The sequence below is a fragment of the Allobosea massiliensis genome (assembly GCF_042655245.1).
Taxonomy (GTDB): domain Bacteria; phylum Pseudomonadota; class Alphaproteobacteria; order Rhizobiales; family Beijerinckiaceae; genus Allobosea; species Allobosea massiliensis.
In genome coordinates this window covers 325,505-338,507 of the sequence record NZ_JBHSLU010000082.1, presented here as the reverse complement: position 1 = coordinate 338,507, position 13,003 = coordinate 325,505, and the positions used below count along the sequence as shown (strand labels likewise).

14 protein-coding genes are annotated in these 13,003 nt (G+C 69.5%); 6 read left to right on the top strand and 8 right to left on the bottom strand.

Annotated features, from left to right (window positions below; translation table 11 throughout):
• Positions 1–20: 20 nt before the first annotated feature.
• Entirely contained in the window at positions 21–1,421 is a 1,401-nt protein-coding gene (locus tag ACFPN9_RS23910; RefSeq protein WP_377817725.1) for an NAD(P)-binding domain-containing protein, read from the top strand.
• A complete protein-coding gene (locus ACFPN9_RS23905) occupies positions 1,421–2,656 on the top strand; it encodes an MFS transporter (RefSeq protein ID WP_066723209.1) in 1,236 nt (411 codons plus the stop codon). Before ACFPN9_RS23910 ends, ACFPN9_RS23905 begins: the two co-directional genes overlap by 1 nt.
• A gap of 145 nt (positions 2,657–2,801) precedes the next feature.
• On the opposite strand, the gene ACFPN9_RS23900 is transcribed toward ACFPN9_RS23905, so the two are convergent.
• Together ACFPN9_RS23900 and ACFPN9_RS23895 are read right to left on the bottom strand one after the other, a co-directional pair.
• Complete coding sequence (locus ACFPN9_RS23900; RefSeq protein ID WP_066723212.1) at positions 2,802–3,695, bottom strand: metalloregulator ArsR/SmtB family transcription factor; 894 nt, start codon at positions 3,693–3,695, stop codon at positions 2,802–2,804.
• Positions 3,692–4,222 (bottom strand): arsenate reductase ArsC, encoded by a 531-nt coding sequence (locus tag ACFPN9_RS23895; RefSeq protein WP_066723214.1) that lies wholly within the window; start codon positions 4,220–4,222, stop codon positions 3,692–3,694. The genes ACFPN9_RS23900 and ACFPN9_RS23895 overlap by 4 nt, the downstream gene beginning before the upstream one ends.
• A 132-nt stretch (positions 4,223–4,354) precedes the next feature.
• On the opposite strand from ACFPN9_RS23895, the gene ACFPN9_RS23890 reads away from it, so the two are divergent.
• Both ACFPN9_RS23890 and arsJ read left to right on the top strand, forming a co-directional pair.
• Complete coding sequence (locus ACFPN9_RS23890) at positions 4,355–5,398, top strand: ArsJ-associated glyceraldehyde-3-phosphate dehydrogenase (RefSeq protein ID WP_377817722.1); 1,044 nt, start codon at positions 4,355–4,357, stop codon at positions 5,396–5,398.
• A 4-nt stretch (positions 5,399–5,402) separates the two neighbouring features.
• The gene (gene arsJ, locus ACFPN9_RS23885; RefSeq protein ID WP_465247898.1) at positions 5,403–6,644 is read left to right on the top strand and encodes an organoarsenical effux MFS transporter ArsJ; all 1,242 of its coding nucleotides are present in this window, start codon (positions 5,403–5,405) and stop codon (positions 6,642–6,644) included.
• A 7-nt stretch (positions 6,645–6,651) separates the two neighbouring features.
• On the opposite strand, the gene minE is transcribed toward arsJ, so the two are convergent.
• From minE to minC, 3 genes are read right to left on the bottom strand one after another with little or no spacing between them, the layout of a single operon-like run.
• Positions 6,652–6,915, bottom strand: coding sequence for a cell division topological specificity factor MinE (gene minE / locus ACFPN9_RS23880; protein ID WP_066723222.1), 264 nt, complete (start codon positions 6,913–6,915; stop codon positions 6,652–6,654).
• Positions 6,912–7,727: a septum site-determining protein MinD gene (gene minD / locus ACFPN9_RS23875; protein WP_066723225.1), complete on the bottom strand. Its 816-nt coding sequence runs from the start codon at positions 7,725–7,727 to the stop codon at positions 6,912–6,914. Before minD ends, minE begins: the two co-directional genes overlap by 4 nt.
• 32 nt (positions 7,728–7,759) lie before the next feature.
• The gene (gene minC / locus ACFPN9_RS23870; protein WP_067995171.1) at positions 7,760–8,506 is read right to left on the bottom strand and encodes a septum site-determining protein MinC; all 747 of its coding nucleotides are present in this window, start codon (positions 8,504–8,506) and stop codon (positions 7,760–7,762) included.
• 183 nt (positions 8,507–8,689) lie between these two features.
• Here minC and ACFPN9_RS23865 point away from each other — a divergent pair, with 183 nt between their 5' ends.
• Complete coding sequence (locus ACFPN9_RS23865) at positions 8,690–8,929, top strand: hypothetical protein (protein ID WP_377817721.1); 240 nt, start codon at positions 8,690–8,692, stop codon at positions 8,927–8,929.
• Here the strand turns inward: ACFPN9_RS23865 and ACFPN9_RS23860 are convergent.
• Positions 8,926–9,726 (bottom strand): HpcH/HpaI aldolase family protein, encoded by an 801-nt coding sequence (locus tag ACFPN9_RS23860; protein ID WP_377817719.1) that lies wholly within the window; start codon positions 9,724–9,726, stop codon positions 8,926–8,928. The two genes, ACFPN9_RS23865 and ACFPN9_RS23860, sit on opposite strands and share 4 nt — an antisense overlap.
• Before the next feature lie 183 nt (positions 9,727–9,909).
• Here ACFPN9_RS23860 and ACFPN9_RS23855 point away from each other — a divergent pair, with 183 nt between their 5' ends.
• Positions 9,910–10,914: an NAD(P)H-quinone oxidoreductase gene (locus tag ACFPN9_RS23855; protein ID WP_377817718.1), complete on the top strand. Its 1,005-nt coding sequence runs from the start codon at positions 9,910–9,912 to the stop codon at positions 10,912–10,914.
• Positions 10,915–10,939: 25 nt separating this feature from the next.
• Here the strand turns inward: ACFPN9_RS23855 and ACFPN9_RS23850 are convergent, their stop codons facing one another.
• Both ACFPN9_RS23850 and ACFPN9_RS23845 read right to left on the bottom strand, forming a co-directional pair.
• A complete protein-coding gene (locus tag ACFPN9_RS23850) occupies positions 10,940–11,632 on the bottom strand; it encodes an alpha/beta hydrolase family protein (protein WP_377817716.1) in 693 nt (230 codons plus the stop codon).
• A gap of 92 nt (positions 11,633–11,724) precedes the next feature.
• Positions 11,725–12,816, bottom strand: a complete 1,092-nt coding sequence (locus ACFPN9_RS23845; protein WP_197426675.1) for an alpha/beta hydrolase — start codon at positions 12,814–12,816, stop codon at positions 11,725–11,727.
• Between the last annotated feature and the right edge of the window lie 187 nt (positions 12,817–13,003).

Here is a 13,003-nt window from a genome sequence, read left to right as displayed (position 1 = left end):
AGGGGACAGGGAGAACAGCCATGAGCCAGACCATCGCCATCATCGGTGCGGGACCGGTGGGACTCGCCGCCGCCGCGCATGCGCTCGAGCGCGGGCTCGATCCGGTCGTGCTGGAGAAGGGACCCGCGGTCGGCCATGCCGTCCGGCAGTGGTCGCATGTGCCGATGTTCTCGCCCTGGGCCTTCAATGTCGATGCGGCGGCCGAGCGGCTGCTGAAGGCCGCGGGTTGGACGCGCCCGGACGGCGACAGCTATCCGACCGGCGGCGATCTCGTCGCGCGCTACCTCGCTCCGCTGGCGGCGATCACTGCGATGCGCGAGCGCATCCGGCTGAGCACCGAGGTCGTGGCCGTCTCGCGCCGCGGCTTCGACAAGGTCCGCACCGCCGGGCGCGAAACAGCGCCCTTCGCGCTGCGCTGCCGCACCGGCGGCGAGGAGACGACGCTCTTCGCGGACGCCGTGATCGACACCTCCGGCACCTGGTTTTCGCCCACCCCCGCCGGCTCGGGCGGGCTTCCCGCGATCGGCGAGGCGCAGAACGCCGGACGCATCCGCTACGGCATGCCGGATGTGCTCGGCGCCGACCGCGCGCGCTATGCCGGCCGCAGGGTCGCCGTGCTCGGCGGGGGTCACAGCGCCATCGGCACGCTGACCGCGCTCGCCGCCCTGCCCGACGCTCCGGCTCCGACCGCCATCACCTGGCTCTATCGCGGCGCCGATGTCGCCAAGGCCTTTGGTGGAGGGGCCGCAGACCAGCTCTCGGCGCGCGGTGAACTCGGCCTGCGCCTCGCGCGGCTCGTCGAGAGCGGGCGCCTGGCCGTCGAGACCGGCTACCGGCCCGAGCGTATCGAGAGTGATGCCGCCGGGCTGCGGCTGATCGCCGATGACGGCCGGACGGTGGCAGTGGACGAGCTGATCGTCGCCGCCGGCTTCCGCCCGGACCTCGGCCCGCTCCGGGAATTGCGGGTCGCGCTCGACCCGGCGCTGGAATGCCCGCCAGTGCTGGCGCCGCTGATCGACCCGAACGAACATTCCTGCGGCACGGTGCGCCCGCATGGCGCGGCCGAGCTCGCCCATCCCGAGCCCGGCTTCTACATCGCCGGGATGAAGGCCTATGGCCGGGCCCCGACCTTCCTGCTCGCCACCGGCCATGAGCAGGTCCGCTCCATCGTGGCGGCACTCGCGGGCGACCATGAGGCGGCGCGGCGGGTCGAACTGGTGCTGCCAGAGACGGGCGTCTGCAGCGCCACGCCGGGCGGCAAGGCGGGCAGCGGCGGCGCGGCGTCGGCTGCTTGCTGCGGTGGGCCGGCTCCCGTCGCCAGCACCGCCTGCTGCGCGCAGGATCACGAGGCCAAGGCCGTGGGCGAGACCGGTTGCGGCTGCGGCAACACCACCAAGACGCCGGAGCTCGCGACCGCCTGATGACGACCATGCCCACCCCACTGCCCCAGACCGCCGCGCAAGGCGGCCTGGGTCTCATCCTGGCGCTCGGCGCCACGCAGGTCGCCGGCTATGGCACGCTCTACTATGCCTTTGCGGTGCTCGCCCCGGAGATCACCAAGAGCTTCGGCTGGGCGCCGGAGTGGACCTATGGCGCCTTCGCGGCCGGCCTGCTGGCCGGCGGTCTGGCGGCGCCCTTCTCAGGCCAGCTGATCGACCGCTTCGGCACGCGGGCGATGATGAGCCTCGGCAGCGTGCTGGCGGCGGCCGCGCTCTACGGCCTGTCGCAGGCGCGCGACCCGGTGAGCTTCTATGCCGCCATGATCGCGGTGGAGACCGTGGGAACGCTCGTGTTCTACGATGCCGCCTTCACCGCGCTGACTCAGGCTCACGGGTCAAGCGCCCGCCGCGCGATCAGCAAGCTTACCCTGATCGGCGGCTTCGCCTCGACATTGTTCTGGCCGCTGACGACGGCCCTGCTCGCGCATCACGACTGGCGCAGCATCTACCAGTTCTATGCGATCGGCTATCTCGTGCTGTGCCTGCCGCTACATGCGCTGCTGCTGCCGGCCCGTGGCGGCAAGGCCGCGGCCGTCATGGCGCCCAGGCCGGAGGGGGATGCGCACGCCTATCTCCTCGGCCGGGATCGGATGCGCGCCTTCCTGCTGCTGGCACTGGCCTTTTCGCTCCAGGGCTTCGTGGTCTCGGCCATGTCGGTGCATCTGCTGACGATGCTGGAGGGTCTCGGCCTCAGCGCGGCGCTCGCGGTCGGGATCGGCGCCATGGTCGGCCCCTCGCAGGTGGCGGGGCGGCTGGTCGAGATGCTGTTCGGAACGGAACTCGAGCCGACTACGACCGCCTGGGTTTCGGCGACGCTGATGCCGCTCGGCTTCGCGCTGCTGCTGGTCAGCGGCACGACGGCGACGCTCGCCGGGCTCTTCGCCATCGCCTATGGCGTCAGCATGGGGCTGAGCTCGATCGTGCGGGGCACGGTGCCGCTGCGGCTCTTCGGCCCGGCCGGCTATGGGGCGATGCTGGGCAAGCTATCGGCGCCGGGGCTGGCCATCCGGGCGGCTGCGCCGGTCGCCTTCGCGGTCATGGTCGAGCGGGCCGGGCTGCTGCCGAGCACGATCCTGCTGATCGTGCTCTCGGGCGCGGCCGCCCTGTCGCTGTTCCTGCTGTCACGGCTGGCTGCCGCCCTGCCGGCCCCGAAATGACCGGCCGCCAGCGCAGGGTGCGAGCAGACCGACCGCTCCAAAGCGCCGGCCCTTCAGCGACGCAACCGGTATCTCGCCCGAGACCCGGACATCGCCAGGACGTTGCGCGAGGCCCCGCCGTCGGGTCTGCGATCGATTGTGACGCTCACGCCGCCCGTTCCAGCGTCATCGGCGTCGCGCCATCCATCCGGCCGATCGCCGCCAGCACGGGAGCGAGTTCATCCGCCGCCATCTGTTCGAAGGGCAGGTTGACGAAGGCGGTCACCCGTGCGGTGAGCTGGCGGTAGCTCTGCAGGAAGGCCGCACGCTGGGCGGCAGCGGGGCCGGCTGCCGCCGCCGGATCGTCCAGTCCCCAATGGGCACGCAATGGCGCGCCCGGAAAGACGGGGCATGGCGTCTCCGCCGCGCCGTCGCAGACGGTGACGACGAGGTCCAGTGGCGGCGCCTCGGGTCCGAGGAACTCGTCCCAGGACTTCGAGCGCATGGCGGAGACGTCGTATCCGAGTTCCGCCAGCAACCCGAGGGCCGCCGGGTGAGGCGCCTCCTGCGGGCGGCTGCCGGCCGAGAAGGCCTCGATCCGTCCCAGGCCCTCACGGTTGAGAATGGCCTCGGCCATGATGGAGCGGGCCGAGTTGCCGGTGCAGACCACGAGGACACGCAGCGGCCGCTCGCTCGCGACGGGCTCGCGCCGCGCCGGGATCGCCGTGGCCCCTGGCGGGCAGGCGGCCGGGCCCTGGGTGCAGCAGGCATCCGTCAGGAACGCCAGCAGCGCATCGGCGGGGCCTGGCTTGGCGGCGAAGATGATGTGACGCCCCTCGCGCCGCGAGGCCAGCAGGCCGACCTGCTCCAGCGCCGCGAGATGGGCCGAGAGGGTGTTGTGCGCGACGGCGAGCAGCCGGCCGATATCGCCCGCTGCCAGCCCATGCGGCCGGTAGCGCATCAGCAGGCGAAAGATCTCGAGCCGCGTCGGCTGGGCGAGCGCTGCCAGGAGCGCGACCGCCTCCGCGGATTCCAGCCTCGGCGCCGGCCCCTGCTTCACGCGGCGTCATCCCTCTGCAATGGATCGGCGCGCGACGTGTCCTTGCCGATCGCGTCCAGCCGGTGCTGCAGAGCCATGCCCTTCAGCGTCGCCAGAGGCAAGCTCGCGAAGAGCGAGATGCGGTTGTTCAGCATGCGGTAGGCATCGGCGAAGGCGAGCGCCTTCTGAACGTCGTCGCCTTCATGGGCGGCCGGATCCGGCAGGGTCCAGAGCGCCGTCACGGGATTGCCCGGCCAGGCCGGCGGAACGGCATTGGCCGCCGTCTCCGAGAGGGTGAAGACGAAGTCGAGCTGCGGCGCGTTCGGGCCGGAAAATGCGTCCCAGCTCTTGGGCCGCAGGTCGGAGACATCGTGGTTGAGCGATTTGAGCAGCCTGACGACGAAGGGATTGATCGAAGCACGGGGCTGCGAGCCGGCACTGTAGACGGCGAACTTGCCGGCCATGCGCCGCATGATCGCCTCGGCCATGATGGAGCGCGCGTGATTGCCTTTGCACACGAAAAGCACCGCGAGAGGAGAGGTCGTCATGGCGTCGTCCCGATATGTCGGTTTCGGATGACATGAGTCTCATCACAGAATATGTCGTTGTCAACCGACATATTGACATGATGCCTTCATCCGGGTGATGCAGCCTCCCTGAGACAGACAGGGAGCAGAGTCATGCGGGTCGGCATCAACGGCATGGGGCGGATCGGGCGTCTGGCGCTGCGGGCCGCCCTGGGGGCGGCCGACCGGCAGGGCGACGATCCGCGCGCCGGCAACCGGCTCGACGTCGTCCATCTCAACGAGATCAAGGGTGGTGCGGCGGCGACCGCCCATCTGCTCGAATTCGACAGCATGCAGGGCCGCTGGCGCGGCGGCATCGCGAGCGCCGGCGAGGATGCGGTCACGATCGGCGAGCGCCGCTTAAGTTTCTCGGCGGCGGGCGAGCCGGGCGACATCCCCTGGGGGGATCTCGGCGTCGATGTCGTGCTCGAATGCACCGGCAAGTTCCTGACGCCGGCGACACTGGAGGGGCATCTGAAGCGCGGCGCCAAGCGCGTCATCGTCGCCGCCCCCGTGAAGGACGCCTCGGTCCTCAACGTCGTCGTCGGCGTCAACGAGCATCTCTACGACCCCGCCGTTCACCCGATCGTCACCGCCGCCTCCTGCACGACGAACTGCCTCGCCCCGGTGGTGAAGGTCGTGCACGAGAATTTGCGCATCCGGCACGGCCAGATCACCACGATCCATGACCCGACCAACACCAATGTCGTGGTCGACGCGCCCCACAAGGATCTGCGCCGCGCCCGCTCGGCCATGCTCTCGCTGCAGCCGACGACGACCGGCAGCGCCACGGCCATCGCGCTGATCTATCCCGAGCTCAAGGGCAAGCTCGACGGCCACGCCGTGCGCGCGCCCGTGCTGAACGCCTCGCTGACCGACTGCGTCTTCGAACTGGAGCGGTCGACGACCGCCGCCGAGGTCAACGCCCTGTTCGAGGCGGCGGCGCGCGGGCCCCTTGCCGGCATCCTCGGCTTCGAGCCGCGCCCGTTGGTGTCGATCGATTATCAGCGCGACACGCGCTCGAGCATCGTCGACGGTCTCTCGACGCTGGTCACCGACGGCACGATGCTCAAGGTCTATGCCTGGTACGACAACGAGATGGGCTATGCCTGCCGGATGGTCGATCTCGCCTGCCATCTCGAACAGGTCGGGATCTGATCGGGTGACCGAGGGAGCCCGCAACTACGCCATCGTCACCGCCGCCTATTGGGGCTTCACCCTGACCGACGGCGCGCTGCGCATGCTCGTGCTGCTGCATTTCTTCCGGCTCGGCTATTCGCCCTTCACCCTCGCCTTCCTGTTCCTGCTCTACGAGGCGGCCGGGATCGTCGCCAATCTGATCGGCGGCTGGCTCGCGGCGCGTTACGGCATCACCCGCATGCTCGCGGTGGGTCTCGGCACGCAGGTCGTGGGCTTCCTGCTGCTGTCGGGCCTGTCGCCGGACTGGACGGCTGCCGCCTCCGTTGCCTGGGTGGTGATGGCGCAGGGGGTGTGCGGCGTCGCCAAGGACCTGACCAAGACGGCCTCGAAATCCGCGATCAAGGTGGCCGAGGCCGCGGCGCGCAGCGAGGACGCCGAGGGACGGCTGTTCCGCTGGGTCGCCTGGTTCACCGGCTCCAAGAACGCGATGAAGGGCGTCGGCTTCTTCCTCGGCGGGCTGCTGCTCGAAGGGTTCGGCTTCCGCGGCGCGCTCTGGGCGATGGCCGCGATGCTTGGGCTGATCCTGCTCGGCGTGCTGACCGCGCTGCCGGCGATGATGGGCAAGGCCAAGGCGAGCAAGAGCGCGCGCGAGCTCTTCGCCAAGAACCGCGGCGTCAATCTGCTGGCGCTGGCGCGTGTCGCGCTCTTCGGTGCGCGCGACGTCTGGTTCGTCGTCGGGGTTCCGGTGTTTCTCTACGCCTCGGGCTGGACCTTCACGATGGTCGGCACGTTTCTCGCGCTCTGGACGATCGGCTACGGGCTGGTCCAGGCGGCTGCGCCCGCCTTCATCGCCCGAAGCGGCGACGGGCTGTCGTCGGAGGTGCCGGCGGCGCGGCTGTGGTCGCTGGCGCTGGCGGCGATTCCCTTTGCGCTCGCCGCGTTGCTGCTGAGCGGGGCAGTCTCCTGGCCCGATCTCGTGCTGGTCGCGGGGCTTGGCCTGTTCGGCTTCGCCTTTGCGGTCAACTCGTCGCTGCACTCCTATCTGATCCTGGCCTATGCCGGGTCCGAGAAGGCGGCCGAGGATGTCGGGTTCTACTATGCCGCCAATGCGCTGGGGCGGTTCGGCGGCACGCTGCTGTCAGGCCTGCTCTACCAGGCGGGCGGGCTTCAAGCCTGCCTCATCGGCTCGGGCCTGATGCTGGCGGCGTGCTTCGGGGCGACGCTGGCGCTGCCGGAGCGGAGGGATGCCCCGGCTCGCGCATAGGCTCGTGTCACGCCGCCTTGCGGGCGACGTCGAAGGGGATCTCGATGTCGACGGCCAGCGTCGAGACCTGGGCGCCGCGCTCCATCGTGACGCTGACCTTCTCTGAATCGATCTGCATGTGCTTGGAGATCGCACGCAGGATCTCGTCCCGGAGCTTGGCGACAAGATCGGAGTCGCCGACCGCGGCGCGCTCATGCGCCAGTAGGACCTTGAGGCGCTCGCGTGCGGCGGGGGCCGACTGCACGCGCGAGAAGAAACGACGCAGGTTCATGCCGCCTTCCTTCCGAAGATCTTGCCGAAGAAGCCGCGCTTCTCGCCCGGGACCATGATCGGCAGGTTCTCGCCCTGGAGCCGGCGCGCAGCCTCGAAATAGGCGATCGAGGGGGCGCTGCGATCGTCGGCAAGCGTGACCGGCGAGCCGAGATTGGAGGCGCGCAGCACGTCCATGCTCTCGGGGATGATGCCGAGCAGCGGGATGGAGAGGATCTCCAGCACGTCGTCGACCTTGAGCATGTCGCCGCGCTCGGCCCGGACCGGGTCGTAGCGGGTCAGCAGCAGGTGCTTCTCCATGTGCTCGCCCTGCTCGGCGCGCAGCGTCTTGGAATCGAGCAGGCCGATGATGCGGTCGGAATCTCGCACCGAGGAGACCTCCGGATTGGTCACCACGATCGCGACGTCGGCATGGCGCATGGCCAGCGTGGCGCCACGCTCGATACCGGCGGGGCTGTCGCAGATCACCCAGTCGAAGACGCTCTTTAGCGCGCCGATGACCTTCTCCACGCCCTCGGCGGTGAGGTTGTCCTTGTCGCGGGTCTGCGAGGCCGGCAGCAGATAGAGCGTCTCGACGCGCTTGTCGCGGATCAGCGCCTGGGTGAGCTTGGCCTCGCCCTGGATGACGTTGACGAGGTCGTAGACGACCCGCCGCTCGGCCCCCATGACGAGGTCGAGATTGCGCAGCCCGACGTCGAAATCCACCACCACGACCTTCTCGCCCCCCTTGGCGAGCGCTGCCCCGAGCGCGGCGGACGAGGTCGTCTTGCCGACGCCTCCCTTGCCCGAGGTGACCACGATGACCTTGCCCATAGACCTCTCCCGATTGTCCCGATGTCGCCTGGTCAGGCGATCGACCCGACCTTGAATGTTTCGCCTTCGAGCCAGATCTGCACGGCCTTGCCGCGCAGTTCCGGCTCCATGTCCTCGGCTGTCTTGTAGAAGCCGTCGATCGCCAGCAGCTCGGCCTCGAGCCGGCTGCAGAAGATGCGCGCCGAGGCATTGCCCATGGTGCCGGCGAGCGCCCGGCCCCGCAGCGTCCCGTAGACATGGATCGAGCCGCCCGCGACGATTTCGGCGCCCGAGGCGACCGAGCCGACGATGGTGACGTCCCCCTCCGGGAAGAACAGCGACTGACCCGAGCGCACCGGCTGGGTGACGATGATCGACGGCGTCGGCTTGCCCGGCGTCGGATCCGAGCGGACGACGCTTTCCGCCGCCACCGCGTCCGGCACCGGCTCCGGAACCGCCTCGGCGGCCGGCGGCTCGACATCGGCGGTGGAACGCCCGCCGGACATCGCCGGCGGCAGATCCGAGCCCAGCATGGAGGCCCTGGCCCCCTCGATGCCCATGATCCGGACGCCACGACCGGAGAGCTTGCCGACGAGGTCGCGCAGCTCCGCCCGGTCCAGCTCGAGCCCCTCGATGTCGAGCACGACGGGCCGCCGCAGGAAGAAGCCGGCCGAGAGCGCGGCCAGTTCGTCGAGCCGGATCAGCCAGTCCTCGAGCGGCAGCTCGGGGGTCAGCGTCAAGGCAAGGTAGGAGCGCCCCTTGAGGCGGATGGGCCTGGGTTTGGTTAACACGGCGGTCATCTTGGTAAATTTTCGGTGTCTTCGGTGTATTCAGCCAATGGTTAACGGCCGGTAAATGACGCTGCTCCTGAGGCCATTCGCACGAGCTGTGGCAGCCGCGCCGCAACGCCTCGCAAAGCATGAGGCGGCTCGCCCCGAAACGTGCGATCCTCGCGGCCGGGCGATGGGCCTGCGGAGCCGACCATGGACATCATCGTCACGCCCAGCGGCCCGACCAGCTGGGCCCTGACCGACCTGCTCGGACGCGATATGGGGCGCGTCGAGCTGGCGGCGCCGGGCGAATACCGAATCATTCCCGGTGAGCGCGTCGCCGAGAGCATGCGCGCGATGAAGCATGGCCCCTTCGCCACGCTCGACGCCGCCCTGTCGCAGATCGAGGTGTTCACCCGCTCGACCTGCCGGCTCGCCCCCGCGGCCGACTAGCGCGGAGCGGCGGGAGCGGCCGACCCGGTGCGCGCGCGCAGCGTCTGCGCGACCGCGGCTCCCTGGTCGATCAGCAGGTTGATGTCGTTGGTGGCGACGATCAGCCGGGCGCCGAGATCGAGTGCATGCGATTGCAACAGCGCCGCGCCGACGCCGATGACGCCGAAGATCTTGCCCTGCGCACGCGTCGCCGCCGCGACAGCCGCGAAGGCGGCGAGAACCTCGGGATGGTCGACCGCGCCGAGGTGGCCCATGTCGGCGGCGAGGTCGTTGGCGCCGATGATGACGGCGTCGATGCCGGCGACGGCCGCGATGTCACTGGCCGCCGCGACGCCACCGGCGCTCTCGACCATGGCCACGACGAAGGTGTCCGCCTCGATCCGCTGGACCATCTCGGCGGCCGGGGGCACCTGGAAGCCGAGCCGCGCCAGCGGGCTCGGCAGAGAGCGTTTTCCCAGCGGCTGGAAGCGACATTTCTCGACGATCAGCCGCGCTTCTTCCGCCGTCTCGACATGGGGGACCACCACGCCCTCGGCGCCGCAGTCGAGCACCCGCGCCAGATCCGGCGCGTAGGGCCCGCCGACGCGGACCAGGCAGGGCAGCCCGGCCTCGAAGGCGGCAACACTGATCGAGGCAGCGTCACCGATCGCGATCGGGCCATGCTCCATGTCGACCAGCAGAAAATCGAAGCCGCAGCTGCGCGTGACGGTGACGATCTCGACCGTGCGTACGACGCAGGCCGCCAGCCCGATGGCCACCGAGCCGCTTTCCAACGCCGCTCTCAACGTCCGCCGCATTCCCCTCTCCATCGTTACCACGACCATCTCATGGCCCTTGTCCCGCCGAATGCAGGATGTGTGCAAGGCACTGCCCAACCCGTGAGTGGAACGGGCCTCTCCGGGAGGCGATGCTTGAACCGCGTCGCGACCCGGCCCACAAGTCCCTCAATAGGCGCCTCCCGGTGCCGCTCCACGGAGACGATGATGGCTTTGCCGCAGACGATGAAGCAGGTGCGCTTTTCCGGGCCCGGCGGGCCGGAGGTGATCGAGATCGAGACGGCGCCGGTGCCGCAGCCCGGTCCGGGCCAGGTGCTGATCGCGGTGGCTGCCGCCGGCATCAACCGGCCGGACTGCCTGCAGCGGGCCGGCGGCTATCCGCCGCCGCCCGGCGCGACCACGGTGCCGGGGCTCGAAGTCTCGGGCCACATCGTCGCCGTCGGCGCGGGCGTGGCCGGGAGCCGCGTCGGCGAGGCCGTCTGCGCGCTGCTGATCAGCGGCGGCTATGCTGAATACGCCGTCGCCGACGAGGCGCTCTGCCTGCCGGTGCCCAAGCCGCTCTCGCTGCTGGAGGCCGCTGGCCTGCCCGAGACCTATTTCACCGTCTACGACAATGTCTTCACCCGCGGGCGGCTGCGGGCCGGCGAGACGATCCTGATCCATGGCGGCTCCAGCGGCATCGGCTCGACCGCGATCCAGCTCGCGAAGCAGTTCGGCGCGACCGTCTATGCGACCGCCGGCTCGCCTGAGAAATGCGATTTCTGCCGGTCGCTGGGGGCCGACGAGGCGATCGATTATCGTGCGCAGGACTTCCTGGCCGAGGTCAAGCGCCTGACCGACGGCAAGGGCGTCAACGTCGTCCTCGACATGGTCGGTGGGCCTTATATCCAGCGCAACATCGCAGCCTTGGCTGTGGAGGGGCGGCTGGTGCAGATCGCCTTCCTGCAGGGCCCGAAGGCGGAGCTCGACCTCACGCCGATGATGATCCGCCGGCTGACGCTGACCGGCTCGACGCTGCGGCCGCGCTCGGTCGCGCTCAAGGCGGAGATCGCCGCGAAGCTGCGCGAGGACATCTGGCCCCTGCTGGAGGCCGGCGCCGTGAAGCCGATCATCCATGCGACCTTCCCGCTCGACCAGGCGCGGCAGGGCCATGCGCTGATGGAATCGAGCGCCCATCTCGGCAAGATCATGCTGACTATCGGCGGCTGAGCCGTCGGTCGACACTCGGCGCCGCTCAGGCGCCGAGATAACGTCGCAGGAAGGCGACGCTGCGGGTCGCTGCGTCGAGCTGGGCGGTCTGGCTGAAGCCATGGCCCTCGCCCGGATAGATCTGCGTCTCGACCGGCACGCCGCGGCCGCGCAGCAGCGCCTCGATGCGCTCGGCATTGCGGACAGGGACGATGCGGTCGGCGGAGCCGTGCAGGATCAGCGTCGGCGCGCGCGGCCGGCCCTCGTCGAGATCCTCAGGCAGGAAGCCGAAATAGCTGACGACGGCGCCGATGCGCCTGTCGCGCGCGGCGAGCGACAAGGCGAGCGCGCCGCCCAGCGAGATCCCGACGATTGCGAGGCGCGAGGGATCGATGGTCGGGTCCCTGCGGACGCTCTCGATCACCGAGACAAGCCCGCTGCGCCAGACCGGATATTTGCGGCCGATCTCGCCATAGGAGGCGCGCTGTTCGCCGGTGACCTCGAAGTAATGCGGAAACAGGACGGTATAGCCCTGGCCTGCAAGCGCATTGGCAGCGAACTGGTATTGCGCGCGCCTGGTGATGCCATCGGCGCCATGGAGAAGCAGGATGGCGGGCCTGCGACCGCGGCCTGCCCCTTCGACCCGGTCGATGGTCACGGGCGCCTGGGCCAAGGCCGAAGATGGGGCCCCGGCAACGAGGGCTCCGGTGAGACCGAGCAAGGCGGTTCGGCGATCCATGAGGGCTCCATCGACAACGAAATGATGACCGCCGCGGCGCGAGCCCGCGGCGGTCGGGATAAGGGCGTGCGGCGGAGCCGCGCGCCGTTTCGTCACTTGCGGGCTTCGAAACCCTTGCGGATCTGCGCGACGGCGAAGTCCTGCGCTTCGCGGGCCTTGGCGACGACCGCGTCCATGCCAAAGAACTCGTGTGTTACGCCGGTGTAGAGGTGGTGCGTCGTCTCGACGCCCGCTTCCTTCAGTTTGGCGACGATGAGGTCACCGTCCGACTTCAGCGGATCGATCTCGGCGTTGATCACCGTTGTCGGCGGCAGGCCCTTCAGATTGGACGCGACGAGGTTGAGGCGCGGGTCCTGCGTATCGGCCTCGCTCTTGACGACATGCTTCACGAACCAGGCCATCATCGGCGTGTTCAGCGGCTTGGCGTTGGCCTGCTCCTTCTTGGAGGGCGTATCGAGGCTGGTCGTCGCCACCGGATAGACCGAGACGATCGCCAGCGGCTTGGTCAGGTTCTGGTCGCGGGCGGCGATGGCCGTGTTGATGGCGAGGTTGCCGCCGGCGCTCTCGCCGACCAGCGCGATGCGGTTGGGATCGTAGCCCCAGCCCTGCGCGTTCTTCAGCACGTATTTATAGGCCTCGATCGCCTCGTCATGCGCAGCCGGGAACTTGTTTTCCGGTGCCATCGGATAGTCGACCGAGACGACCGCCGCGCCCGTCTTGCGAGCAAGCGCCGAGGGGGTGGCGTCGTAAACGTCGAGGCTCGCGATCACCCAGCCGCCGCCGCGGAAGAAGACGATGATCGGAAGGTTGGAATCCTTCGTCGCGTTCTCCGGCACGTACCAGCGCAGCCGCAGATTGCCCATGTCGGCGAAGCGGCTGTTAGAGACCTTGAGGCCGGCATGCGGATCGGCCTCGATCTTCTTGTCCTTGATGATCTTCATCACCGCGTCGGTCGGCGTCGGCTGGTCGCGGGCATCGCCCGGCTCCAGGCTCTCGATCGGCTTGCCGCCGAGGCCGGCCAGCACGGAGAGCACCTCGGCCATGTCGGCGTCGGGCTTGGACGCGTTCTGCATCGCCGCAGCCGGCGGCGCGGCGGTCTGGGCCATGGCGGGTGTCAGAGCACTGGTCGCGAGCATCAGCGAAAGCCAGACGGTTTTCGCCGGCACGAAGGAAGAGATCGGCATCGAGAGATCCTTGTTGGAGGTTTGCACTCCCAACCGGGGCGGCCTGCGGAGGTTCCGTAACGACGACGCCGTGGCCGATCCGGACCGCGGCCGTCTTCACGAAACCGCTGTGGAACAACCGTCGGGCACAGCCTGTTGTGGCGGGACGAAGTGCGGGTGCGTCGCAAGGCGATGCCGGCCCGCCATG